The sequence below is a fragment of the Streptomyces tsukubensis genome (assembly GCF_003932715.1).
In the GTDB taxonomy this organism is placed as follows: Bacteria; Actinomycetota; Actinomycetes; order Streptomycetales; family Streptomycetaceae; genus Streptomyces; species Streptomyces tsukubensis.
The window spans coordinates 5,529,118-5,553,638 of sequence record NZ_CP020700.1 but is presented as its reverse complement, the minus strand read 5'-3'; the positions used below and the strand labels follow the sequence as shown (position 1 = coordinate 5,553,638).

At 73.9% G+C, this 24,521-nt stretch carries 21 protein-coding genes; 12 read left to right on the top strand and 9 right to left on the bottom strand.

What is annotated here, in order from left to right:
• Nucleotides 1-236 precede the first annotated feature (236 nt).
• The 5 genes from B7R87_RS23070 (at nucleotide 237) to B7R87_RS23050 (ending at nucleotide 5,099) form a co-directional block, all read left to right on the top strand.
• Complete coding sequence (locus B7R87_RS23070; protein WP_006346646.1) at nucleotides 237-1,172, top strand: AurF N-oxygenase family protein; 936 nt, start codon at nucleotides 237-239, stop codon at nucleotides 1,170-1,172.
• A gap of 53 nt (nucleotides 1,173-1,225) precedes the next feature.
• Complete coding sequence (locus tag B7R87_RS23065; protein ID WP_006346647.1) at nucleotides 1,226-1,954, top strand: TetR/AcrR family transcriptional regulator; 729 nt, start codon at nucleotides 1,226-1,228, stop codon at nucleotides 1,952-1,954.
• A 221-nt stretch (nucleotides 1,955-2,175) separates the two neighbouring features.
• Nucleotides 2,176-3,396: a helix-turn-helix domain-containing protein gene (locus B7R87_RS23060; protein ID WP_006346648.1), complete on the top strand. Its 1,221-nt coding sequence runs from the start codon at nucleotides 2,176-2,178 to the stop codon at nucleotides 3,394-3,396.
• Between the two features lie 45 nt (nucleotides 3,397-3,441).
• Nucleotides 3,442-3,711, top strand: coding sequence for a hypothetical protein (locus B7R87_RS23055; protein ID WP_006346649.1), 270 nt, complete (start codon nucleotides 3,442-3,444; stop codon nucleotides 3,709-3,711).
• A gap of 179 nt (nucleotides 3,712-3,890) precedes the next feature.
• On the top strand, nucleotides 3,891-5,099 hold the full coding sequence (locus tag B7R87_RS23050; protein ID WP_130584827.1) for a C40 family peptidase: 1,209 nt from the start codon (nucleotides 3,891-3,893) through the stop codon (nucleotides 5,097-5,099).
• 63 nt (nucleotides 5,100-5,162) lie between these two features.
• On the opposite strand, the gene B7R87_RS23045 is transcribed toward B7R87_RS23050, so the two are convergent.
• The 5 genes from B7R87_RS23045 to B7R87_RS23025 all read right to left on the bottom strand — a co-directional run bounded on the left by B7R87_RS23045 (nucleotide 5,163) and on the right by B7R87_RS23025 (nucleotide 11,348).
• Nucleotides 5,163-6,419, bottom strand: coding sequence for a styrene monooxygenase/indole monooxygenase family protein (locus B7R87_RS23045; RefSeq protein WP_006346651.1), 1,257 nt, complete (start codon nucleotides 6,417-6,419; stop codon nucleotides 5,163-5,165).
• Nucleotides 6,420-6,582: 163 nt separating this feature from the next.
• Nucleotides 6,583-7,305, bottom strand: a complete 723-nt coding sequence (locus B7R87_RS23040; RefSeq protein WP_006346652.1) for a GTP-binding protein — start codon at nucleotides 7,303-7,305, stop codon at nucleotides 6,583-6,585.
• The gene (locus tag B7R87_RS23035; protein ID WP_006346653.1) at nucleotides 7,286-7,714 is read right to left on the bottom strand and encodes a DUF742 domain-containing protein; all 429 of its coding nucleotides are present in this window, start codon (nucleotides 7,712-7,714) and stop codon (nucleotides 7,286-7,288) included. Before B7R87_RS23035 ends, B7R87_RS23040 begins: the two co-directional genes overlap by 20 nt.
• On the bottom strand, nucleotides 7,711-8,196 hold the full coding sequence (locus tag B7R87_RS23030) for a roadblock/LC7 domain-containing protein (protein ID WP_006346654.1): 486 nt from the start codon (nucleotides 8,194-8,196) through the stop codon (nucleotides 7,711-7,713). The genes B7R87_RS23035 and B7R87_RS23030 overlap by 4 nt, the downstream gene beginning before the upstream one ends.
• On the bottom strand, nucleotides 8,193-11,348 hold the full coding sequence (locus tag B7R87_RS23025; protein WP_391115834.1) for a sensor histidine kinase: 3,156 nt from the start codon (nucleotides 11,346-11,348) through the stop codon (nucleotides 8,193-8,195). Before B7R87_RS23025 ends, B7R87_RS23030 begins: the two co-directional genes overlap by 4 nt.
• Before the next feature lie 399 nt (nucleotides 11,349-11,747).
• Here B7R87_RS23025 and B7R87_RS23020 point away from each other — a divergent pair, with 399 nt between their 5' ends.
• Nucleotides 11,748-12,536 carry a protein phosphatase 2C domain-containing protein gene (locus tag B7R87_RS23020; protein ID WP_006346656.1) on the top strand — a complete coding sequence of 263 codons (789 nt, stop codon included), beginning with the start codon at nucleotides 11,748-11,750 and terminating at the stop codon, nucleotides 12,534-12,536.
• A 91-nt stretch (nucleotides 12,537-12,627) separates the two neighbouring features.
• On the opposite strand, the gene B7R87_RS23015 is transcribed toward B7R87_RS23020, so the two are convergent.
• Nucleotides 12,628-13,110, bottom strand: coding sequence for a MarR family winged helix-turn-helix transcriptional regulator (locus tag B7R87_RS23015; protein WP_040914265.1), 483 nt, complete (start codon nucleotides 13,108-13,110; stop codon nucleotides 12,628-12,630).
• Between the two features lie 235 nt (nucleotides 13,111-13,345).
• Here B7R87_RS23015 and B7R87_RS23010 point away from each other — a divergent pair, with 235 nt between their 5' ends.
• The gene (locus tag B7R87_RS23010; RefSeq protein ID WP_006346658.1) at nucleotides 13,346-14,242 is read left to right on the top strand and encodes a lysozyme; all 897 of its coding nucleotides are present in this window, start codon (nucleotides 13,346-13,348) and stop codon (nucleotides 14,240-14,242) included.
• A gap of 117 nt (nucleotides 14,243-14,359) precedes the next feature.
• On the opposite strand, the gene B7R87_RS23005 is transcribed toward B7R87_RS23010, so the two are convergent.
• From B7R87_RS23005 to B7R87_RS22995, 3 genes are all read right to left on the bottom strand, one after another.
• Nucleotides 14,360-15,208 carry a pentapeptide repeat-containing protein gene (locus B7R87_RS23005; protein WP_006346659.1) on the bottom strand — a complete coding sequence of 283 codons (849 nt, stop codon included), beginning with the start codon at nucleotides 15,206-15,208 and terminating at the stop codon, nucleotides 14,360-14,362.
• Between the two features lie 456 nt (nucleotides 15,209-15,664).
• Nucleotides 15,665-18,088 (bottom strand): endopeptidase La, encoded by a 2,424-nt coding sequence (lon, locus tag B7R87_RS23000; protein ID WP_040914266.1) that lies wholly within the window; start codon nucleotides 18,086-18,088, stop codon nucleotides 15,665-15,667.
• 129 nt (nucleotides 18,089-18,217) lie between these two features.
• Nucleotides 18,218-19,150: a hypothetical protein gene (locus tag B7R87_RS22995; RefSeq protein WP_130584828.1), complete on the bottom strand. Its 933-nt coding sequence runs from the start codon at nucleotides 19,148-19,150 to the stop codon at nucleotides 18,218-18,220.
• 173 nt (nucleotides 19,151-19,323) lie between these two features.
• Here B7R87_RS22995 and B7R87_RS22990 point away from each other — a divergent pair, with 173 nt between their 5' ends.
• From B7R87_RS22990 to B7R87_RS22970, 5 genes are all read left to right on the top strand, one after another.
• Entirely contained in the window at nucleotides 19,324-19,827 is a 504-nt protein-coding gene (locus tag B7R87_RS22990; protein ID WP_006346662.1) for a DUF1877 family protein, read from the top strand.
• 70 nt (nucleotides 19,828-19,897) lie between these two features.
• Nucleotides 19,898-20,509, top strand: a complete 612-nt coding sequence (locus B7R87_RS22985) for an RNA polymerase sigma factor (protein WP_130584829.1) — start codon at nucleotides 19,898-19,900, stop codon at nucleotides 20,507-20,509.
• A gap of 458 nt (nucleotides 20,510-20,967) precedes the next feature.
• Nucleotides 20,968-22,206 (top strand): zf-HC2 domain-containing protein, encoded by a 1,239-nt coding sequence (locus B7R87_RS33720; RefSeq protein WP_332903359.1) that lies wholly within the window; start codon nucleotides 20,968-20,970, stop codon nucleotides 22,204-22,206.
• The gene (locus tag B7R87_RS22975) at nucleotides 22,203-23,054 is read left to right on the top strand and encodes an ABC transporter ATP-binding protein (RefSeq protein ID WP_006346664.1); all 852 of its coding nucleotides are present in this window, start codon (nucleotides 22,203-22,205) and stop codon (nucleotides 23,052-23,054) included. Before B7R87_RS33720 ends, B7R87_RS22975 begins: the two co-directional genes overlap by 4 nt.
• Before the next feature lie 125 nt (nucleotides 23,055-23,179).
• Nucleotides 23,180-24,520 (top strand): hypothetical protein, encoded by a 1,341-nt coding sequence (locus tag B7R87_RS22970; protein WP_130584830.1) that lies wholly within the window; start codon nucleotides 23,180-23,182, stop codon nucleotides 24,518-24,520.
• Nucleotide 24,521 lies beyond the last annotated feature (1 nt).

The following is a 24,521-nucleotide window of genomic DNA, read 5'->3' as shown; positions in this document are numbered from 1 at the left end:
GGCCGAGCAGGCTCACCGGCGCCCGGTGCGGCCGGGGTCGTACCCCTGTTCAGGCGCGCCGAGTGGCCCGGCACGAGGCGTCCGGAGCCACATCGCCCGAACGAGCGGCTCACTGCCGCGCGTTGACACCATGACCGGCTCGGCATCCCGTCGCACACCCCCTTGACGCGCCTACTGACAGACAGTCTGATAAGAGGGTCCATGTCGGTACCGGAGACCCCGAGGTGTCCATCGCCATGACGACCGTGACCGGCCGCCCTCCGCGGCAGACCCATGACGCCCTCGGTCCCCTGCGGGACCGCGAGGAGGTCGCGCGGAAGCTGCTCGCCGCCTCCGCCAGGCATTCGTTCGACCCCGACCGGGATCTGGACTGGGACGCCCCGCTCACGGCGGACGGCTGGTACTGGCCGCCCGAGCTGGTGTCGCTCTACGACACCCCGCTGTGGCGGCGCATGTCCGGGGAGCAGCGGCGCGAACTCTCCCGGCACGAGGTGGCGTCGCTCTGTTCGCTCGGGATCTGGTTCGAGATCATCCTCACCCAGCTGCTCGCACGCCATATCTACGACAAGCCGTTGACCAGCCATCACGTCCGGTACGCCCTGACGGAGATCGCCGACGAGGCACGGCATTCGATGATGTTCGCCCGGCTCATCGGGAAGCTGGGCACCCCCGACTATCCGGTACCGCGCCGCTACCACCATCTCGCCCGCTTCCTGAAGACCGTCTCGACGCCCTCCGGGACCTTCGCTGCCACGCTCATCGGCGAGGAGATCCTCGACTGGATGCAGCGGCTGACCTTCCCCGACGAGCGGGTGCAGCCGCTGGTCCGGGGCGTCACCCGGATCCATGTCGTCGAGGAGGCCCGGCATGTCCGGTACGCCCGTGAGGAGCTGCGGCGGCGGATGGTGAGCGCGCCGCGCTGGGAGCGCGGGCTGAGCCGGATCAGCGCCGGGGAGACCGCCTTCGTCTTCTCCGTCTGCTTCATCAGCCCGGCGGCGTACGCGAACGCCGGGCTCGACCCGCACGAGGCGGTCGCCCAGGTCAGGGCGAGCGGGCACCGCCGCGAGGTGATGCAGTCGGGCGCCCGGCGGCTGACGGACTTCTTCGACGACATCGGGCTGCTGCACGGCCCCGGGCGCAGGCTCTGGAGGGCATCGGGCCTGCTGGCATGAGGGCGGGCCGGCCGCCGGATCGGCGGGGCGGGCGGCGGGGCTACCCTGCCGTCATGACCAGTTCCGCGCCGGTGACCCGTGCCTACCGGCGGCTCAGCGTCGAACAGCGCCGCGCCCAACTGCTCACGGCGGCCCTGGACCTCTTCGCCCACCGGCCGCCCGAGGACGTGTCCCTCGACGACGTCGCCGAGGCCGCGGGGGTCTCCCGCCCGCTCGTCTACCGCTACTTCCCGGGCGGAAAGCAGCAGTTGTACGAGGCCGCCCTGCGCTCGGCCGCCGACGAGCTGGAGTCCTGCTTCGCTGAACGGCACCCGGGTCCGCCCGGTGAGCGGATGGCCCGGGTGATGGACCGCTATCTGGCCTTCGTCGACTCGCACGACGCCGGGTTCAGCGCGCTGCTGCGCGGCGGCAGCGCCGCGGAGTCCTCCCGGACGACCGCGATCGTCGACGAGGTCCGCCGGGCGGCGGCCGACCGGATCCTGCGCGATCTCGGCACCGAACGGCCGGGCCCGAGGCTGCGGATGACGGTCCGGATGTGGATCGCGGCCGTGGAGGCGGCTTCCCTGATGTGGCTGGACGAGCAGAAGCGGCCGCCCGCACCGGAGCTGCGCGACTGGCTGGTGGACCAGTTGCTGGCGCTGCTGGCCGCCACCGGGGCCCGGGACGCCGAGACCGGGCGGCTGGTCGGCGCGCTGGTGGCGCAGGAGCCGCCGGACGGCCGGGTCGGCGCCCTCGCCCTCCGGCTGGCCCCCCTGCTCGGGGCGGGTGAAGGAGTGTCCTGACCGGCCCGGCCCGGCCGGCTGCCGGGGGAACCGCTTTCCGCGGGCCGGAAGCGGGCACTATCTTGGGCGGCGCGGGCAGCGTCGGAGCGCGGGCCCGCGCCTCCGCCGGAACCCGCCCCGGATCAACAGCGGCCGGCGCCGGACCGGTCACCGGGTCCGGGCCGGGACGGTGCGGGGCGGCGCAGGCACCTCCCCGGAGCGGGCGAGAGGGGAGGGCGGCCATGGCGACGACGGTCGGCGTGATCGGCCCCGAGGACCTCGTGCACAAGGTCCTCGTGGTGGGCACCGAATGCGGGGTGCGGCGGCTCCGGCCGTACGTCTGCCCGCGTGACGACGACACCGGGCGGACGGCCGCCCTGGCCCGGGCCGAGACGGACGCGCTGCTGTTCACCGGGATCGTCCCGTACTCGGTCGCGACGGCGGCCGGGCCGCTGGACCGGCCCGCGATGTACGTCCCGTACAGCGGGGCGACCCTGCTGCGGACCCTGGTGGAACTGCTCCGCCTGGGCCACGACGTCTCCCGGATCTCCATCGACACGCTCGGCCGTGCCGAGGTCGCGGAGACCCTCACGGAGGCGATGCTGCCCACCGAGCACGTCCAGGTGCTGCCGTACCGTCCGGGGCTGACCTCCCACGATCTCGCGGACTTCCACCGCGACGCCCGGGACCGCAGGGGCGCGCGGGTGGCGGTGACCTGTGCCGGGTCGGCGTACCGGCTGCTGGAACACGAACTGCACGCGGTACGGCTCTCCCCGTCGCGGCACTCCATCCGCGCCGCGCTCCAGGCGCTGCTGCTGGCCACGGCAGGGGCGCACAGCGGGGACGCGCAGGTGGCGCTGGGCATCGTGGAGGTGGAGCCCGGCCCGGATCTCGCCCGGGAGCTGCGGATGCTCGGCGGCAGCCTGGCCGAACTGCCCGACGGGAGGCCGCTGGTCGTCACCACGAAGGGCGTTCTGGAGGAGGTGACGGCAGGCTTCACCCGTCTCCCGTTCCTCGACGGCCTCGCCGCCCGCTGCGGCACGGTCCGGATCGGTTTCGGTCTCGGGCGGACGGCCGCGGAGGCCGAGGCACTGGCCGCGCGCGCGGTCGCCCGGGCCCGGGCCGTCGGTACGGCGGCCGCCGTGGTCTGCCCGAGGGACGGCGTCGACATCGTGATCGGCCGCGGTCCCGCCGGGGAGCGGGAGGACGGCGGCGGGGCCGACGCGCTGGCCCGCCGGACCGGCCTCCGCCAGAGGACCCTGGACAGTCTCCGGGCCCTCGCGGCCGAGGGGCCGGATGACTGCCTCACCGCCCATCTGGTCGCCGAGCGCCTCGACGTCCAGCAGCGCACCGCACGCCGCATCCTCAAACGCCTCGAACGCGCCGGGGTCGCGGTGCCCACCGTCCGGCGCGAGGAGGGCCGCACGGGCCGCCCCCCGACCGTCTACCGGGTCCGGCTCTGACCCCGGGCGGCGGCCGTCGCCGGGGCCGTGGGAGAGACTGGGGGCGTGAGAAGTGAGAAGACCCCGTTCACCGGGGGACCGCTGGACGGGCAGGTGCTGGACGTGCTGACCGGGCCGACCGGGCATCCGCCGAAGTGGTACGAGGTACCCGTACCGCAGGACGGCGGCGCCCCGCCCGTCGTCCACGCCTACCGCCGCGAGCCCGCCGGATACGGCAAGCGCCTCGGGCTCCCCCGCGGCTGGAAGTACGTCTACGCCCCGGAGGGCCGGGAGCGGCGCGAACTGAAGTGGCCCTGGTCCGGCCCCCGGGGCTGAGGGCCGATCCTCCGGCTCCGGCGAGGGCCTAGGCGACACGCCGCAACCGCCGCACGCACCGCCGCAAGGAGTGAAGAGGTGCGTCCGAAGCGGTCACCCGGGAGGCGCGCGGGCGCGGGCGCCCGCACGCTCCGGAGCACGAGGGCGGAACCCGCCGCCCCCGGGCCGGAGGTGATCACGTGTCAGGCAGGATGCTCCGCGCGGTGTGTACGGCCGCGCTCGCGGCGGTCACGACGGTCACGGCCGTCCCGGTGCCCGCCGCCTCCGCCGGAACGTTCCTCCGGGCCGGTGCCGCGCCCGCGCTGCCCGCCGTGCCGGAGCCGGAGGCCCCCGCGGCCACCGTCCCCGAGATGCTCACCCGCCTCGGCGCCCTCTACCGCGAGGCGGAGGCCGCGGCCACCGCGTACACCGCCGCCGAGAGCAGGCTCACCGCCCAGCGTGCCGAGACCGCACGGCTGGGGCGGGAGCTGACCGCCGCCCGGGACGCGCTCACGGCGGGCCGGGACGCGGCGGGCCGGCTGGCCCGGGAGCAGTACCGGGGGCATTCGGATCTGTCGATGTCCCTGCGGCTGCTGCTCGCCCGGGATCCGCAGGCCGCCCTGGACCAGGGGCATCTGCTGCGGCGGGCGGCGGCGGACCGGCTGGCCTCGCTGGACCGGCTCGCGGCCCGGACGCAGCGGGCGGAGCACCTGGCCGGTGCGGCCAGGGCGGCACTCGATGCGGAGCGCGCCCTCGCGGCCGAGCAGCAGCGGGCCCGGGAGACCGCGGACGAGCGGCTCGCCGCCGTCGAGGAGGCCCTCTCCGCGCTCACCCCGGAGCAGCTCGACGGCATCACCTCGCCCGAATCGCAGGCCCGGCTCGCCGGTTCGGGAGCACTGGGCGCGCCCTCCCACGGCACAGACGGCACCGACGGCGCGAACGGCGCGCTCGCCCCGCGGCCGACGGCGGAGGGCGAGCGGGCGGTGCGGTACGCGGTGGAGCAGATCGGCAAGCCGTACGAGTGGGGTGCCCGGGGCCCGGACGCGTACGACTGCTCCGGACTGACCTCCGAGGCCTGGTCGTCGGCCGGGCGGGCGATCCCGCGGACCAGCCAGGAGCAGTGGCGGGAGCTGCCGCGGGTGCCCGTCGGGCAGCTGCGGCCCGGTGATCTGGTGGTGTACTTCGCCGGGGCCACGCATGTCGGCCTCTATCTCGGGGACGGGCGGGTGGTCCACGCCCCGCGCCCCGGCGCCGCGGTCAAGGTGTCCCCGCTCGCGGCCAATCCGGTGCTGGGCGCGGTCCGTCCCGATCCCGGGGGCGCCCCGCTGGCGGAGTACACCCCGCCTGAGATTCCGGAGGCCGCGACGGACGGCCCGGACGCGGGCTACTCCTCCACGGAGGCACCCTGACGGCGCGGGGGCGGCCGTGACCGGCCGCCCCCCTGCTCCGCTGCCCCGCTGTGCGCCGCCCCGCTATCCGCCGAAGGACGACAGATAGGCTCCCGCCTTCTCCGGGTCGTAGAAGAAGTTCTCGAAGTCGGCGGGGTTGTCGAAGCCGTTCGCGAACCGGTCGGCGACCGGCTGCAGCTGTCCCGCGGCCCCGATCAGCTGGAGCACATGCTCCGGCGGCGGCGCCAGCATCGCGTTCGTCCACTTGGTGACGTGCTGCGCGGTGGCCCAGTACCGCTCGAAGGTGTTCCGCATCCAGGTCTCGTCGAACGGCCGGTCGCCGTGCTCCACGATGGAGTCCAGATAGGACGCGGCGCACTTGGACGCCGAGTTGGAGCCCTGTCCCGTGATGGGGTCGTTGGCGACGACCACATCCGCGACCCCGAGGACCACTCCGCCGGAGGGCAGCCGGCCGACGGGCCCCCGGACCACCGGGGCGTACCGTCCGGCGAGGGTGCCGCCGCCGTCGGTCAGTTCGACCTTGCCGGCCCGCGCGTACTCCCAGGGGGTGAAGCGCTTCATCAGCTCCAGGGTCAGCGCCAGGTGCTGCGCCGGGTCCTTGACGCCCGTGAAGACGTCGAGGGGGCCGCCGGGGATGCCCTCCCAGAAGAGGATGTCGGCGCGCCCGGAGGTGGTGAGCGTCGGCATCACGAACAGCTCGCCGACGCCGGGCACCAGATTGCAGCGGATCGCGTCGTAGTCCGGGTGTTCGGGGCGCGGCCCGAGGCCGTGGACATAGGTGACGGCCAGGGCGCGCTGCGGGCTGTCGTACGGCGAACGGGACGCGTCCCGGCCGAACATCGTCACCAGCTCGCCCTTGCCCGCCGAGACCAGCACCAGATCATAGGTCCGGGCGAAGAAGTCCAGGTCGGAAACGGCCGCGCCGTGGATGACGAGCTGTCCGCCGCGCTGGGCGAAGGTCTCCATCCAGCCGGCCATCTTGACCCGCTGGTCCACGGACTGGGCGTATCCGTCCAGTTTCCCCACCCAGTCGACGATCCGCGGCGACGGGCCCTCGGGGGCGTCCGGTGCCGGGGGTCCGGCGACGGAGACGCCGAGGCCTTCGATCCTGGGGGCCTGGGACTCCCAGAAGTTGATGTCCAGGTCCCGCTCGTGCTGGAGCGCGGTGTGGAACATGCACTGCGTCGACATGACCCGGCCGGACCGGATCTCGTCGGGGGTGCGGTTGGACATCAGCGTGACCTCGTAGCCCTGGGACTGGAGGCCGAGGGCGAGCTGGAGCCCGGACTGTCCGGCTCCGACTATGAGTATCTTCCGCATCCGGGAGGCTCTTCTCTCAGGTGACTGGGGCGGGGGCTCGGTTCGGCCGGCCCGTGAGCCGGGACCGGGCACGGGCGGCGGACGGACGGACGTCGGCCGGGACCGGGACCGGGACCCGGACGGCACCGGGGCTCCGGTGCCCCGGTGCCCCGGTGCCCCGGTGTCATTCGGGTGTCTCGTCCAGGGCGCGGGCGACGAGCGCCGACAGCGCCTCGACGACGCTGTACCGTTTCCGTGCATCAATGATCACGATGGGTACATGCGGGGCTATGGTCAAGGCCTCGCGCACGTCTTCCGTCTCGAAGAGTTCCGAACCCTCGAAGTGGTTGACGGCCACGATGTACGGCAGACCGCTGCTCTCGAAGTAGTCGAGGGCGGGGAAGCAGTCCGAGAGCCGCCGGGTGTCCGCGAGGACGATCGCGCCGACCGCGCCGCGGACCAGGTCGTCCCACATGAACCAGAACCGCTGCTGGCCGGGCGTGCCGAAGACGTACATCACCAGATCGTCGTAGAGCGTGATCCGCCCGAAGTCCATGGCGACGGTGGTGGTGGTCTTCCCGGGGGTCGCGGAGAGGTCGTCGGTCTCCTCGCTGGCCTCGGTCATCAGCGCCTCGGTCTGGAGCGGGGTGATCTCCGAGACCGCGCCGACGAAGGTGGTCTTGCCCACGCCGAAGCCGCCCGCGACGACGACCTTGGCGACGGTCGGCGCGCGGGTGTGGTCGAGCTGCCAGGACTGGAGGCCCTCTTCGGGCTCCTCATCGCCGGTGGGCAGTCCGAAGAAGCCGGGGGCGGCGGTCCGGTCCGGCGGGCGGGGCTGCGCGATCCGGCCGGAGCCCGCTCCGTCGTGGAGTGGACCGGAGAGCGTGTCAGAGGCGGCGGAGTCCACTCAGCACCCTTTCGAGCAGTGCGCGTTCGGGGCGGCCCGGGCCCTGCCCGGTGCCGTATACACGAATTTTGCCCTGGTCGGCCAGGTCGCTCAGCAGCACCCTGACGACGCCCAGGGGCATCTTGAGGATCGCCGAGATCTCGGCGACGGTCCGCATCCGGCGGCAGAGTTCGACGATGGCCTGGAGCTCCGGCATGACCCGGGACGACAGATCGCCCTTCGGCAGCTCACGGCGGTCGGCGGGGGCCTCCAGCGCGGCGACGAAGGTCTCGACGAGCAGGACGTGCCCGAAGCGGGTGCGTCCGCCGGTGAGCGAATAGGGGCGGACCCGGGCGGGGCGGCGGTTCTCGCCGCGGACGGGCAGCTTCCCCGGTCCGGCGCCGACGGGTCCCGCGGCGGCGGCGTTCACCGGGCGCCCTCCAGGGACTGCCGCAGCTCGCTGCGGAGTTCGGGGGTGAGCACATGTCCGGCCCGGCCCACGAACAGGCCCATGTGGTAGGCGACGACGCTCATGTCGCAGTCGGCCTCGGCATGCACTCCGAGGAGTGAACCGTCGCTGATGGACATGATGAAGACGCAGCCTTCCTCCATCGCCACCACGGTCTGTTTCACCCCGCCGCCGTCCATCAGCCGGGCGGCGCCGATGGTCAGACTGCCGATACCGGACACGATGGTCGCGAGGTCGGCGCTGGAGCCCCTGGGGCCCTCCGACGTTGTGGTGGTGCCGGTGGCCGCGGCGTTCTGCTCCGGGTCGGAGGAGAGCAGCAGCAGTCCGTCGGACGAGACGACGGCGACCGAGCGCAGTCCGGGCACCTCCTCCACCAGATTGCTCAGCAGCCAGTGCAGATTGCGGGCCTCACTGCTCAGGCCGAACGTCCCGGTCGCAGTCAACTGCGTGCCTCCTCGACTGTGTCCCCCGCTTCTTCTGGTGCCGCGGTACGGGCGATCTCGGCCTGTGCCTCGCGGCGGCCGTCCTCCGCGGCCTTCTGGAACCCGCCGAGCCTACGCCTCAGTTCGGCCGGGTCGACGCCGCCACTCCTGCGCTCCCCCGGATCGGTGGCGGGCCGGACGACCTTGGGCGTGCGCTTGGGCAGGCCCTTGTCGGTGACCCGGTCCCAGACCGGCGCGGCCGGTCCGGCGGGGGCCGCCGCGGCGGCCGGTTCGGCGGGCGCGGTGCGGTCCGCCGGGTCGGCTCCGAGGTCCGGAAGCCGCATGTCGAAGGTGGGTTCGTCGATTCCCGCGACCACCGGGTCGCCGTCGGCGGTCCGGCCGTGCACCTCGGGCTCCGCCGCGCGCACGGCCGCTTCCGCGGCCTCGACGAGCGGGTCGGTCAGGGGTTCGGCGAACGGTGGCTGCGGTACGGGGACGGGTCCCGCAGGGCCGCTGTCGTACGCGCCGGTCGTACGCTGCCCGCCGGACCGCACGGGCAGGGCCGACGGGATATCGTCGGCGGGGGCGGCGGGGGCGGGCACGGAAGCGTGCCCCGCGGCGGCCGCGGTGCCGGGCTCCGGAGCCGTACCGCTGTCCGGATCCGTACCGGGACGGACGGTGGCCTGGCGGGAACCGGCGGGCAGCGCATTGGAGTTGGCTTCGGCGACCGAGCCCGGGAGCCGGACGGCGGGCATGGAGCCGGAGTCCGTCAGCGGATCGCGCAGTTCGGTGCGGGCGCCCTGCGGCAGCAGGGCCATGGGCAGCACCACGACCGCGGTGATCCCGCCCTGCTTCTGGTCGCGGAGCTGGACGCGGACGCCGTGGCGGGCGGCGAGCAGGGCGGTGACGCGCAGCCCGAGCCCCTCGGGCTCGGACGCCCTGCCGTTCTTCCCGTTCCTCCCGGCGGCCTTGCCGTTCTTCCCGGCCTTGCCGCCCTTCGCGTTCTTTCCGTTCTTCCGGGAGGCCCGGTCGGCCGGAACACCCGCCGTGTCGCGGTCGTTGCCGCTACTACCGCCGGTCCCGGTCGCCCGGCCGTCCGTCGCGGGGTCCGCGGACTCGGCCGGTTCCTCGAACGAGAGCGGGTTCTCCAGCTTCTCGTTGAGTTCGGCGAGCCGCCCCGCGGTCATCCCTATGCCGGTGTCCTGGACGGAGAGCATGACTTCCCCGTTCTCCAGGAGCCAGCCCGAGAGCTCGACCCGGGCCTCCGGCGGGGAGAACGAGGTCGCGTTCTCCAGCAGTTCGGCGACCAGATGGCTGAGGTCGTCCGCGGCGAACCCGGCGACCTGGGTCTGCGGCGGCAGCGACTGGATGACGACCCGCTCGTACCGTTCGATCTCGCTGACCGCGGCCCGCAGCACATCCACCAGCGGTACGGCGCCCGGATGGCCGTGGCTGTGCTCCGCCCCGGCGAGCACCAGGAGGTTCTCGCTGTGGCGGCGCATCACGGTGGCCATATGGTCCAGCTTGAACAGGGTGGCCAGCCGCTCCGGGTCCTGCTCGCGCTCCTCCAGCTTCTCGATGACCGAGAGCTGACGGTCGACCAGACCGAGGTTGCGCAGGGAGAGGTTGACGAAGGTGTGCTCGACGCTGTGGCGGAGCCGTTCGACGTCGGCGGTCAGCTCCACCGTACGGCGGTGGGCGTCGGCCCGGGCCGTGGCCAGCTCGGCGGCGAGGGCGTCCCGTTCGGCGGCGAGTCCGCCGCGGGCGCTGTCGAGACCGCGGGCCCGCTCGGCGAGTTCGCGGACCTTGCCGTGGAGGGTGTTCAGGGAGCGTACGGTCTGGGCGAACTCGTCGTTGCGGCCCGTGAATCCGACGGGCTCCTCCGCCTCGGGCGCGCCCGCGAGCCGGGCGGCACCGCGCCGGAGCACGGAGAGCGGCCGGGTGATGGTGCGCAGCAGCGCGGCGAGTACGGCGACGGCGAGCAGCAGCAGACCGCCGAGGACGGCGATCCGCAGTTCCAGCTCGGTGACGTCGTCGTCGCGGAGCTGCTCGAAGGCGGTGATCCGCTGGGCGGCCAGCGCGGACTCGACGCCGCGCATCTGCTCGATGCGGGCGGTCAGGGCGGCGGCGAGCTTCCGCGGATCGGTCTCCCGGTCCTTGCCGGAGAGCTGCGGTTCGTCGGTGAGGCGGCTGAGGTAGGCCTCGGCCGCCTTGACCTCGGCGCCGGTGACGGTGGCGAGCAGGGAGTCCCGGGCGGACTTGGCCGCGTCCTGGTCGAAGTCGGCGAGGGCCGCCTCCTCCCGGACCCGGGCCTGCAGGGCGAGGGCGCTGAGGGCGTCGCGGGCGCGGGCGGCGGCCTTCTGCTCCTCGCTCTCCTCGTCACCGGACTGCCCGTACTGACCCTGCTGACCCTGCTGCCCGGACTGGTCCTGCTGTCCGGACCCGTCCTGGCCGCCGCCGGAGTGGTCGGGGTCGGCGGCGGGGACGGCGAGGGCGGCGAGCAGGAGTCCGCGGGTCGCGGAGGCCTGTTCGACGGCGAGACCGAGGTCGGCGTGGGCGCGGGCGCCGTCGGCCGCCCGGGGCGGGGTCTTCTCGGCCAGCTCCCCGGCGAGGGCGTGCAGACCGTTGATGACGGTCGTGTACGCGTTGTGCGCCTCCAGCGCCGTGCCCTTGCCGCCGAGGGCGCTGCGGCGGACGGTCGGTACGGTCGCCAGATCGCGGCGCAGGGCGGCCCGTTCGTCCGGGATGGAGCCGCGGATCTCCTCTATCTGCCGGTCGACCCGGACGGCGGGGGCCGTCACGGCCTTCTGCCGGTCGGCGGGCCCGCCCTCGCGGCCCGCGGCGATGTACGCGGTGACCTCGTCGCGTTCGTCGGCGAGGGCATGGGCGAGGGTGACGGCCTGCCGGTTGAGTTCGGCGAGGGTCACCAGACGCTGGGAGTCGTGGAGTTCCGAGGAGCTGTCCAGCAGCCCGGGCGCTCCGGCGCCGGTGACGATCAGCGCGACGACGGCCACTCCGACGACCAGTCTGCTGCGGAGTTTCTTGCTGCGTCCGCGCGCGACGGGCACGTCGGGCGGAGGCAGGGGCATGGAAAGGTGGGCGTCCTGCGCCGAGAACGTTCCGGGGGCCCCTGGGGCGGCCGTCGGGGCCCCGGAAGGCCGCTTGTTCTGCACCGGTGCTCGCAATCCTGCTCGACTCGTCCAGCCGTTGACCCATGTAGCAGAGGTGACGACCGGTCACCCGGAAAGATCCCACCCCGGCACGGGCACGGCTTCAGACGATTCCAGTGCGTTTGGGAGGGAGACGCCGTTCGGCTGCTCCGCCACCTGAACGAGTGAACATCACCTATGAGTTGGCAAACAACTCCCCGGAGCTACCGTGGCCGTGGTCGACGGGGCACTGATTGGATCTTCCGGTCCGGCTTTGGCAAGATGCCCGCCCGCGATCACGTGATGACCGCAGGTAAAGCAACACCAGGCCCGGACACTCCCCGGCAACCGGTCTGACCAGCCCGTACGTACGAAATCCGCAGATGTGCGGGGTACGTGAACAGGTGATGCAGACTGAGGAACATGCGTATCGAACTCGCCACCTCGGCCGGCCGCCCCGAACAGCCCAACGAGGACTGGGCTTCGGTGGCCCTGCCCGCGTCGGGCCAGGGCGGATCGCTGGTGGTGCTCGACGGAGTCACCCCGCCGCAGGGCGATGACGGTTGTGTGCACGGCGTTCCGTGGTTCACCACGCGACTGGGCGGTGCGCTGCTCGAACTCACCACTTCGGCACACGATCTCGAATTGACCGGAATTCTCTCCACGGCAATTCGCCGCACCGCCGACGCCCACCGTCAAACCTGTGACCTTTCTCACGTGCGTACACCGCAGGCGACCGTGGTCGTCGTCCGGTGGGGCGGGGCGGGCGGGGAGGTGGAGTATCTGGTGCTCTCCGACTCCACCCTGCTGCTGGAGTCCCCGTCCGGGGAGGTGCGCGCGGTGCTCGACGACCGCATCGACCGGCTGCCGCGCGAGGCCCTCCGTACCCATGCGTCGGCGGACGCCCTGCGCAATGCGGAGGGCGGCTTCTTCACGGCGGCGGCGGATCCTTCGGTCGCCTCCCGCGCGGTGACGGGCCGGGTGCCGCGCGCCGGGGTGCGCTCCCTGACCGCCCTCACGGACGGCGCATCGCGCTGGACGGACCTGTTCAAGGAGGGCGACTGGACGGACTGCGTCGCCCTGCTGCGCACCTCGGGTCCGCAGGCTCTGATCGACCGGGTCAGAGCGGTCGAGACGGCGACGCGGGAGCAGGGCGAGCCGTTCCGCTGGAAGCTCCACGACGATGCGACGGCGGTCTTCGTGGAGCCGTAACGCCTCCTTCCGCCGGGAGCCGGGTTCGCGCAGGGGCCGGGCTCCCGCGAGGGCGGGGTTTCCGCGAGGGCCGGGTTTCCGCGGGGGTACGTCAGTCGGCGGCCCGGTCGTTGAGCTGGCGGAGCAGCCGGCCCAGCTCGGCGATCTCCCCGCGGTCCCAGCCCGCCAGCTTCCGTACGTACCGCTCCCGGCGGGCGTCCCTCACTCGGCGGAACCGTTCCAGTCCTTCTTCGGTGAGCCGGACGAGTGAGGCCCGGCCGTCCGCCGGATCCGGCTCCCGGACCACCAGCCCGACGCCTTCGAGCGCCCGGAGCTGACGGCTCATCGTGGCCTTGCCGACGCCGAAGTACGCGGCGAGGTCGGTCGCCCGCTGCGCGCCCGCGTCCTCCAGCCGGACCAGCAACCCGTAGGCCGAGGACTCCAGTCCGGGGTGGACCTCGCGCGCCATTTCCCCCGACTGGGCCCGCGCACGGCGCAGGAAGACCGCCAATTCCCGTTCCAGTGCGAGGAATACCTGGTCCACACCACTCGCACCATTGGGGGCTGCTTCACTCCCCGTACCGCTTCCGTGCACGTCAGCACCCCTCGTACGCTTTCCGAATCCTGAAAGTTTCTGCCGAAGGCGACCGTCTCCGCAGTTCGGTCAGTATTTCGCAGGCTTAGACCAACGGCATCACCTTCCGCCCCTTCCACGGCCATGGTCTACGTGCGTAGCGTTATTCGTGGCATGTCCACACCATGTTGCTCCATTGCGGTGCCATGCCGTCATATCGCCCAACTCCCCCACGAGGTCAGTCGGAGGCACGCTTATGCCCGTGCAGAGATCCGGAACGACCGTTCCCCACCCCGAACCCAAGAGATCCCACCGTCATCACCGTCCCCGCCGTCCTTGCCGTCCCCGCACCACCGCGGCGGGCGCCCTCCTCGCCGTCCTGTTCCCCGCCACCGCCCTCCCCGCATCCGCCGCCCCCGGTCCCGCGGGCGGCAGCGAACCGCCGCCGCGCGGCTCCGCGTACCTGGGCATGGGGGTCGTCCGGCACGACGGGCAGGGCGGCCTGCCGGTGCCGGTCCGCGCCGCCCAGACCGAGGGCGTCGACGTCTCCAGCCACCAGGGCAACGTCGACTGGTCCGCGCTCTGGAGCAGCGGAGTGCGCTGGGCCTATGTGAAGGCGACGGAGGGCACGTACTACAAGAACCCCTACTTCGCGCAGCAGTACAACGGCTCCTACACCATCGGCATGGTCCGCGGCGCCTACCATTTCGCGACCCCCGACACCACGTCGGGAGCGGCCCAGGCGGACTACTTCGTCAACAACGGCGGCGGCTGGTCGCGCGACGGCAAGACGCTGCCCGGCGCCCTCGACATCGAGTGGAATCCGTACGGCGCCGCCTGCTACGGCAAGACGACGTCGGGGATGGTCACGTGGATCCGGGACTTCCTCGCCCGCTACAAGGCACGGACCGGACGGGACGCCGTGATCTACACGTCGACGAGCTGGTGGAAGCAGTGCACGGGCAACTACAGCGGCTTCGGAGCGAACACTCCGCTGTGGATCGCCCGGTACAACACCACCCCGGGGGAGCTGCCGGCCGGCTGGAACTTCCAGACGATGTGGCAGTACACGTCGTCCGGTCCGATCGTCGGTGACCACAACAAGTTCAACGGGGCCTACGACCGGGTCGTGGCACTGGCCAACGGCTCGTAGACCCGTCCGGTACGCGCGCCGAACGGTACGCGTACCTCCCGGCGGGCCGTCGTCACCCCGCCGCGTCCGGGCCCGAGAGCCCGTCCGCCTCCGCACCCTCCGGCGCGTCCGCCGGAGTCAGGACCAGTGCGCGGGGCGGTCGAGAGCCGGGGGGAGCCCGGTCGCGGTATCGCCGCGCGCCGCGTTGGCCTGCATCTGGGTGAGGAAGAGACTGCCGCGCAGATCCGCACCGGACAGATCGGCGTCCCTCAGGTCCGCACCGATGAGATCGGCCTGCCGCAGATCCGCGCCGGAGAGATCGGCGGCGATCAGATACGCGCCGCGCAGGCTCACCCCGCGCAGATCCGCGCCGCGCAGCCGGGCACCCATCAGATCGGCGCCGCGCCGGTCCTTCTTCCGCCCCCGCACGGGCGCCCGCACCAGCTCACTGGTCCGCAGCAGCAGCGCGTTGACCTTCTCGCGGTGGGCCGCCACGTCCAGCCGCGCCAGCTCGGCGGGCTCGCGCCGGGTCAGGGCACCGGTCTCGGCGAGCAGGGCCCGCAGCCCGGGGTGGAGCGGGCGGGCGGCCTCGTGCCCGAGGGCGTCGGTGAGATACCAGAGCAGTTCGCGCAGATGCCGTACGACGGGGAACGCGTCGAACATGGCGCGGGCCGTGTCCGGGTTCTGCCGCCAGTCGCGGCCGCCGAAGGTCTCCCGGGACACCTGCTGTCCGGCGCCGAAGCAGTCGTAGACCGTGCAGCCCTGGTAGCCGCCGGTCCGGAGGCGGGCGTGGATCCCGCAGCGGAAGTCCGCGTCGAGGTTCCCGCAGGGCTCGCCCGCGGCCTTGTTCCGCGCGAAGTCCGCGGAGGCGATGAAGGGCAGGGCGACGCAGCAGAGCCCGAAGCAGCTCGCACAGTCGGCCCGGAGCGCGCCGGGCCCCCCGGGGGCGGGGCGGGGAGGGCGGTCAGGGGACGTGGGCGTGCGCATCCGCCCATTGTGCGGGATCGCCTCCGGCGGGGGTACGTGTCCCGGGGGCGGTTCCCGTTCCCGGGGGCCCGGCACTCCGGGAGGGAGTGGCCCACACCTCGAACCGGCCTGCGCCCTGCGCCGCTGGCGGAGAGCGCCGTAACCGGCGAGGGTTGTTGCCCGACCGCGCGCCGTCGTGAGCCGTTCGCGCAGTTCCTCGCGCCCCTAGGTTGCTGTCTCTCAGGCCCTTGTCCGGGTGGGGGCGCCTGCACAGTCAGGAACGGGGAGGTGATGAAGGGGCGCTGGGGGTCCCCCCACGCCGCCAGGCGTAGGGGGCGGAACTGCGCGAGAACCATCCACGGTCCGCGGCCGGGAAACAGTCCTCGTCGGGCCGGGCGCGGCCCGGAGAAGCGCCCGCCCCGGAGGGGGGACTCCTCCGGGGCGGGGGCCTTGGGCCGGGGGGACGCCCCGGAGGGGTTACGCCGCGGCTGCCACCGGGACCGACGCCGGGGTCAGGGCCAGCGCCAGCACCTCGCGGACGTCCGTCACCGCGTGGACGTCCAGCGTGTCCAGGATCTCCGCGGGCACATCGTCCAGGTCCGGCTCGTTCCGCTTGGGGATGATCACCGTGGTGACCCCGGCCCGGTGCGCCGCCAGCAGCTTCTGCTTGACGCCGCCGATCGGCAGCACGCGTCCCGTCAGGGACACCTCGCCGGTCATCGCGACGTCCGTCCGCACCAGCCGCCCCGAGAGGAGCGACGCCAGCGCCGTGGTCATCGTGATGCCCGCGCTCGGCCCGTCCTTGGGCACCGCGCCCGCCGGGAAGTGGATGTGGATCCCGCGGTCCTTGAGGTCCGCGACCGGCAGCTCCGTCTCGGCTCCGTGCGACCGCAGGTAGGAGAGCGCGATCTGCGCGGACTCCTTCATCACGTCGCCGAGCTGGCCGGTGAGCGTCAGCCCCGCGGCACCGGTCTCCGGATCGGCGAGCGAAGCCTCCACATAGAGGACGTCGCCGCCCGCGCCGGTGACCGCGAGGCCCGTCGCAACCCCGGGCACGGCGGTCCGCCGCTCGGCCGGGTCCTGCGCGGACTCGGGCACATGGTGCGGCCGCCCGATCAGCCCGCGGAGTCCGTCCGGGCCGACGGTGTAGGGCAGCTCGCGTTCGCCCAGCTCGTGCTGTGCGGCGACCTTCCGCAGCAGCCGGGCGACCGACCGCTCCAGATTCCGTACGCCCGCCTCCCGGGTGTACTCGCCCGCCAGCCTCCGCAGCGCCGCCTCCTCGACGACGACCTCGCCGGGCTCCAGGCCCGCCCGCTCCAGCTGGCGCGGCAGCAGATGGTCCCGGGCGATGACGATCTTCTCGTCCTCGGTGTACCCGTCGAGCCGGACCAGCTCCATCCGGTCGAGCAGCGCCTCCGGAATGGCCTCCAGCACATTCGCCGTGGCCAGGAAGACGACGTCGCTGAGGTCGAGTTCGACCTCCAGATAGTGGTCGCGGAAGGTGTGGTTCTGCGCGGGGTCGAGGACTTCGAGGAGCGCCGCGGCCGGATCGCCGCGGAAGTCGGAGCCGACCTTGTCGATCTCGTCGAGCAGGACGACGGGGTTCATGGACCCGGCCTCCTTGACCGCCCGGACGATCCGGCCGGGCAGGGCGCCGACGTACGTCCGCCGGTGGCCCCGGATCTCGGCCTCGTCCCGGACACCGCCGAGGGCGACGCGCACGAACTTCCGGCCCATGGCGTGCGCGACGGATTCGGCGATGGACGTCTTGCCGACACCGGGCGGGCCGACCAGGGCGAGCACCGCGCCGCCGCGCCGTCCGCCGACGACCCCGAGGCCGCGGTCGCTGCGCCGCTTCCGTACCGCCAGGTATTCGGTGATCCGCTCCTTCACGTCCTCCAGGCCGGCGTGTTCGGCGTCCAGGACGGTCCTGGCGCCCCGGATGTCGTACGCGTCCTCGGTCCGCTCGTTCCACGGCAGTTCCAGGACGGTGTCCAGCCACGTCCGGATCCAGGAGCCCTCGGGGCTCTGGTCGCTGGACCGCTCCAGCTTGTCGACCTCCTTGAGGGCGGCCTCGCGCACCTTCTCCGGCAGATCGGCGGCCTCGACGCGGGCGCGGTAGTCGTCGGACTCCTCGACGGAGTCCTTGGCGTTCCCGCCGTTCAGCTCGCGCAGCTCCTTGCGGACGGCGTCGAGCTGGCGGCGGAGCAGGAACTCACGCTGCTGCTTGTCCACGCCCTCCTGGACGTCCTTGGCGATGGACTCGGCCACGTCCTGCTCGGCGAGGTGGTCGCGGACCTGCTCGGTGGCCAGCCGCAGCCGGGCGACCGGGTCGGCGGTGTCGAGCAGTTCGATCTTCTGGGCGACGGAGAGGAACGGGGAGTACCCGGCGTTGTCGGCCAGCTGCGCGATGTCGTCGATCTGCTGAACCCGGTCGACGACCTGCCAGGCGCCACGCCTCTTCAGCCAGTCGGTGACCAGGGCCTTGTACTCCTTGGCCAGCTCCAGCACCTGCCCGGGCAGCGGATCGGGCAGCGATTCGTCGACCGAGGTGCCCTCGACCCAGAGCGCGGCCCCGGGCCCGGTCGTCCCGGCGCCGATCCGCACCCGGCGCTGCCCCTTGATCAGCGCGCCGGGATCACCGTCGGAGAGCCGTCCGACCTGCTCGACGGTCCCGAGCACACCGGTCGCCGCGTAGTGCCCGTCGACCCGGGGAACAAGCAGCACTTCGGGCTTGCTGCCCCCTGATGAGCGGGCGGCGGCCTGTGCGGCCTCCACCGCGGCCCGTACCTCGGCGTCGTTGAGGTCGAGCGGCACCACCATCCCGGGCAGCACGACCTCGTCGTCGAGCGGCAGCACGGGCAGGGTGAACGGTGTGAACGTGCCGGACTCAGCAGCCATGATCTCCCCTTTGGCAGTGAACTTGAGCTGTACCGACTCAATGCTCTGGAGTCCGCCATTGTTCCCCGGGCCGCGTTCACTGTGAGCGAACAGCCCGGTACGCACCGGCCGGGGCCCGTCGGCGCGCTCTCAGGGTGCCCCCTGCACCACCCGTAGGGACCTGTCGACCAGCGCCTTCTTCCCGGCGAGTACCGCGGCGAAGTGCTCGGCCTTCCCGTCGATCCACGCCTTCTGGTGCGCCTCCGTCGCCGCGTACCAGATACCCACGGTGTTGTGCCGCTGCTTGCAGGCGACATCGGCGGCGGCGACGGCGATCGCGGTGTCGCTCACCGTCCCCGACTTCCAGTCGGTGTCGTTCGCCGCGTCGAGAGGGGTCCGGTAGTCGAAGCCCTTGTCCTTCATACATCCGGACCACTCGGTGAACGCCCCGGTCACCCGGCTGTCCTGCCGGACCTTCGCACGGAGGGAGTCGAACTCGTTCCCGACGGTGAAGGGGTCGGCGGCCCCCCGCGCCCCGCCCTTCAGCAGGCCCGCCTCCACCTCCGCCGCGCAGCCGCCCTTCCGCAGCAGCCGGCCCGCGGAGTCGGTGACGCCCTTCGCCCTCCCGTCGTAGACGGCCCGCTCCGCGTCCGTGGGTTCGTATCCGGAGCCGCTGGTCCTGCCCTGAGGGCCCCGGCCACTCGGGGTGCCGTAGCCGTGGAGCCGTGCCGCCCCGGCGTCGATCAGGGTGAAGTAGCGGGCGGGATCCGCGGCGGTGCCGGACCCAGCGGCCAGGGCCTGGGCATCGGTGAGCCACGACATGCCGAAACGCTCCATACAGCGCCGCGAGAGCGCGGCATGCGCCCGGGTGTAGGCGCGTATCTCCTTCTCGTCGAGCAGATAGCGGTCCATGGGCAGGTCGGGGACATCGGCCGGACGCATCACCTTCGGGACCCGGCCCAGCTCCGGTTCGTCGCGGTCACCACCGCCACCGCCACCGCCGCCGCCGCCCGCGCAGCCCGCGAGCGCGACGGCTCCCGCCAGTGCCATGACCGCCACTGCCCTCTTCCGAACCGTTCCCACCAGGTCTCCTCCGTGCTGTCCTGTACGTGTCCCCGAACCCTCCCGGAACACTCCCGCGAGCGGGGATTCGGTTCCTGGGGCCGGGCGGTGCCGACGGTGCTGTCCGTACTGTCGGTGCTGTCGGTGCTGTCGGTGCTGTCGGTGCTGTCGGTGCTTCGCCCTACCCTCCGGGCATGAGCATGAACGGCGTCTACCTCCGTTTCACCCCCGCCGAACTGGACCGGGCGCTCCGCGAACCCGACTGGGCCGAGGAGTTCGCCGAAGAGCTGCTGGAGGCCGAGTCCGACAGCGGGCGGCTGCCGTCGACGGCCCGCAGCCACCACACCGGGGCCGCCTGGCACGGACTCGACTTCCTGCTGGGCCGCCACGGGTTCCCCGTCGACGTCGTCCACGGCGAGGAGGAGATACCGGGCGCGGAGGAGTGGGGGTACGGGCCGCCGCGCTTCCTGCCACCCGGGCGGGTCCGGGCCGCGGCCGACGCCTTCGCCGGGCTCAGCCCCGGGGCGCTGGTGGACGGCGTGACCGCCGCGGACCTCGTGGCGGCAGAGGTGTATCCCGTATCGCAGTGGACGGACGAGTACTCCCTGGGCCTGGTGACGGCCTGCGTCCAGCCGCTCGCCGCGTACGTCCGCTCGACGTCGCTGCGCGGCCACGCCCTGCTGATGTGGATCGCCTGACATCACCGTTGACCGGGGTCTCCCCCCGGTGCGGAGAACCGAACGGCCCCCGGCGCACGATAGACCGGACGTGAGACTGAAACGCCCCAGGGGCCGCGAGGAGGAGGGCGTCGGACCGGATACGGACGACGCGGCGCTGCTGCGCGCGGTCGCCCGCGGCGACGCCGACGCGCTCGCCGCGCTCTACGACCGGCACGCCGGCTGGCTGCACGCCCGGCTGGCCCGCCGCTGCCGGGATCCGGAGACCGTACGCGAAGTCCTGCAGGACACCTTCGTCACCGTCTGGCGCTCCGCCGCCTCCCACCGCGGCGGCGAAGCGGGCGGCTGGCTGTGGGTGATCGCCGCCCGGCGCCTGGTGGACGCGGGCCGGGTCCGGGCCCGTGAGGAGCGCCCGGCGGCCGTCGCCGTACCACCGCCCGCGGCCGCGCCGTCCGCCGAGGACCGGGTGCTGGCCGGTCTGGAGTACGGGGACGTGGGCGCCGCGCTGGACCGGATCTCGCCCGAGCTGAGCGCGGTGCTGAGGGCCACCGTCGTCGACGGGCTGACGACCCGTGAGGCGGCCCGGCTGCTCGGCATTCCGGAGGGCACGGTCAAAACCCGGGCGCGCCGGGCCCGGGCGGAGCTGCGCGCCGCACTGGAGAGCATCGCCCCCGAAACCCACCCGCTGGGAGGCACGGCATGAAGGACAGAACTCCACGGCGGCGACCCGGGGGCGAGGCCCCGGACCCGGCGGCCCGGGAAGGCACCCCGCCCGCGGCCCCGCCCCGGAACACCGACCGGGGTACGCCCCCGACTCCGGACCGCGACGGACCTGCGGACAACCGCGCGAACCCGGAGACAGCCCGGAGCACCGGCCCGGATACGGCCCCTGCCGCGAACCGCGCCCAGTCTGGGGCCACTGCCCCCGATACCCACCCGGACCCGGAAGCGGCCCGGAGCACCACACCCCGAGCGGATGCGACCCCGGATCACCGCGGGCCCGCGGGCAACCGCCCGAACCCGGAAACAGCCCGAAGCACCGGCCCCGAGCCGGCACCCGGCCCGGATGCGGCCCCTGCCGCGGACCGCGCCCGGGCGGGGGCCACTGCCCCCGACGCCTCCCCCGACCTCCGCCCAGGACCGGAGACGGTCCGGAGCACCGTGCCCGAAGCGGGTGCGACCCCGGATCGCGCCGGGCCCTCGGGCAACCGCCCCCGGACAGCGGCCACCCCCGGCGAACCCACCCGCACCCGCCGGGGCCCGGATGCGGCCCCGGACCCGGACCGTGCCCAGGCGGCGCCCGCCACCCCCGGCACCCGCCCGGACCCGGAGACGGTCCGCAGCACCGCATCCGAAGCGGGTGCGACCCCGGAGCACCACAGGCCCGCGGACAACCACCCGAACCCGGAAGCAGCCCGGAGCACCAGCCCCGGCCCGGGGCCCCGCCCCGGCGGCTGGCACGTCGGGCAGGCGCTCGCCGCCGCCTACGCCCGCGGTGCCGTCCGCGAACCCGACGCCTGGTCGCTGGAGAAGCACCTCGAAAGCTGCGGCCCCTGCGCCGGGATCGTCTCCGCCGCCGTCCGGGAGACGGCCGCGGGCGCCGTCGTTGCGGACGTCCGCGCGTCCGTCCTCGGCACCGTCCACGCAGGCGCCCGCCCCGCCGTGAGCCTCGGCAGGCTCCGCGGCCGCGACCACCGCTCCCACACGGCGGCGAGACGCAGGCGGCACGGATCACCGCCGGGCACCGCGCACAGCCGTCCGGCGCCCGCACCGCGCCCCGGGGCGATCCGGACCGGGCTGCTCCGGACGGTCGGGCCCGCGCTCAGCCGCGGTTGGCTCGGGGCGCTGGCCGCCGTCGTCGCGGGCGCGTTCGCCGTCTCGTACGGCACCGGATCCGAGGCCGCCCGCCCGCTGCTGCTCGCGCTCGCGCCCGCCCTGCCGCCCGCCGGGGTCGCCCTCTCGTACGGGCGGCACGCCGACCCCCTGCACGAGATCGCCGCCGCCACACCCTCCGGCGGGCTGCGGCTGCTGCTGACCCGCTCGGCGGCCGTCCTCGCCCTGAGCGTGACGCTGCTGACGGCGGCGGGCGCCCTGCTGCCCGCCGGCGGGGGCGCACCCGGCGCCGCGACCTGGCTGCTGCCCGCGCTGGCACTCACCGCGGGAGCCCTTGCGCTCGGCACCTGGACCGGTCTGCGGACCGCCGCCGCGGCACTGGCGGGCGGCTGGCTGGCCGTCGCCCTGTACACGGCCGCGGGCAGCTCCCCCGGAGGGTTCGGCGCCCGGCTGGCGCCCCTGCTCTCCGGCACCGCCGCCCAGACGGGCTGGGCCGCCGCCGCCGCGCTCTGCACCGGGCTGCTGGTGCTGCGCCGTACCACCTTCGACCATCTGGAGAAAGCATGAGCACCAGCCCGCACCCCCGCAGCCCCGGCGCAGGCGTCGACGTAGCGGGGCTGACGGTCCGCCACCGGCGCACGGTCGCCCTGGACTCGGTCGACCTCGACTTCGGCGCCGGAGTCCACGGGCTGCTCGGGCCCAACGGCGCCGGGAAGACCTCCCTGATCCGGGTCCTGGCGACGGTCGCCGCGCCCTCGGCCGGGCGGATCACCCTGCTGGGCCACGACGTGTCCGCGCACCGCGGCCGTACCGAGGTCCGGCGCAGGCTCGGCTATCTCCCGCAGGAGTTCGGCTACTACCCGGGCTTCACGGTCCGCGAGTTCGTCGCGTACGTGGCCTGGCTGAAGGAGATGCCCGCGGCCCGGGTCCCGGAGGCCGTCCGGTACGCGGTGGAGCGCGTCGGTCTCGCCGACCGGGCCGACGCGAAGATGCGGACCCTGTCGGGCGGCATGGTGCGCCGGGTCGGCGTCGCGCAGGCGATCGTGAACGAGCCCGAACTGCTGCTGCTGGACGAGCCGACCGCCGGTCTGGACCCGGAGCAGCGGGTCGACTTCCGGGCGCTGCTGCGGGAGATCGGCCGCACGGCGACGGTGATCGTCTCCACCCATCTGGTGGAGGACGTGGCCGCCGCCTGCCCCCGGGTCACCGTCGTCGAGTCCGGCCGGGTCGCCTGGCGGGGTACGACCCAGGAGCTGTCGGCGCTCGGCACCGGCACCGGCACCGGTACCGGCGAAGGGGCGGGTGAGGAGGGGAGCGCCATCGAACGCGGCTATACGGCGGCCCTGCGCGCCCACCGCACCACCGCCTCCGCCACCGCCACCGCCTCCGCCTCCGCCTCCGCAGGAACGCGCTGACGGAGCCACCGCACACCGCCCCTCCCCCTCACCTCCCCTCGGCAGGCCCGCCCCCGGCAGGCCGCGCGCCGCCGTGCCCGCACCCCGCTCACCCGTACCCGCACCGCACCCGCTGGAGCCCCTCCGTGTCCACCCTGAAATCCCCCGCGCCGCCCGGCGCCGCGGCACCCCCGCCCGCCGGGCCACGCCCCCCGCGCAGCCACCCGCTCCGTGCCGAGCTGCTGCGCGGTATCGGGCCCTGGGCGGGCGCGGCCGTCGCGCTGGCCGTCGGGCTCACGCTGTACGAGAAGGCCGACTCGACGACCGACTGGCAGAGCCGCTGGTCGGCGGGTGCCGAACTGCTGCGCATCGGATCGGTCCAGTTCGGCGGGCCGATCGTGCTGGCCGCCGGGGTCTGGCAGGGCGGCCGGGAGCGGCGGCGGGGCACCCTGGACCTGCGGGCGGGCGCCGCCCGCGGGCCCCTGCGCCAGACCCTGGTCGCCGTCGCGCCCGTCGTGCTGTGGCCCGTGGCCGCGCAGTTGCTCGGGGCGCTGGCGATGGTCCTGGCGATCCGGCCGTACGCGGGCGCCGGAAGCCCGTACGGCTCCGTCGTCGTCACCGACGCCGTCGCGCTGATGTCCTTCGGCGTCGTGGGCTTCGTCATCGGGAGGCTGGTGCCGTGGCGTCTCGCCCCGCCCCTGCTGGGCATCGCGGCCTGGGTGGCACTGATCGGCTTCCAGTACAACGGCGGCGGGGGCGCCGCGGTCCTGAGCCTGCTGAACCCGGCCGACCAGCTCGACCTCTACGGCCGGGTGCCGGTCTGGTGGTCCGCACCGGCGGCGCTGCTGTGGACGGGCGGGGTCGGCGGGACGGTCCTGCTGCTGTACGCGGCCCGGCGCCGGGCCCTCGCCCTGGTGCCGCTGGCCGCCGCCGTCCTCGGCGCGGCCGTCCTGATGAACACCGGGGACGGCCTGTGGCGCGACAGCCCGGCCCTGACCCGGCAGGTCTGCACGGGGAAGGACCCGGAGATCTGTGTGGAGGCGCAGAACCGCCGGCTGCTGCCCGAGCTCACGGCGGCGCTGAGCGGGATGCACGGCAAGCTGCGGGGCGTACCCGGCGCGCCCGAGCGCTGGGTGGAGCTGCCCGAGGGGGTGCTGATGCCCGGCGAGGCGCGGCTGTCGCCCCTCGGCTGGGAGGCCTTCCGCGGCCGGCTCGCCGAGCCGGAGCGGTATGCGTACGGGTCGGTCACCGAGCTCTTCGGCCTGTGCAGCACCGAGCGGCCCGGCTGGGAGCGGGCCGTGGACATCACGCAGGCCGTATCGGACTGGCTGGCACCGTACACCCACAACTGGTACGAACCGTCACCGGGGACGCAGCGCCATCTGACCCGGCTGAAGGCCATGACGCCCGCCGAATCCCGCGCCTATCTGACCCGGCTGCTGGCCTCGGACCGGTGCAAGGCGCCCGAGGCGGTGCCCGCACCGTGAC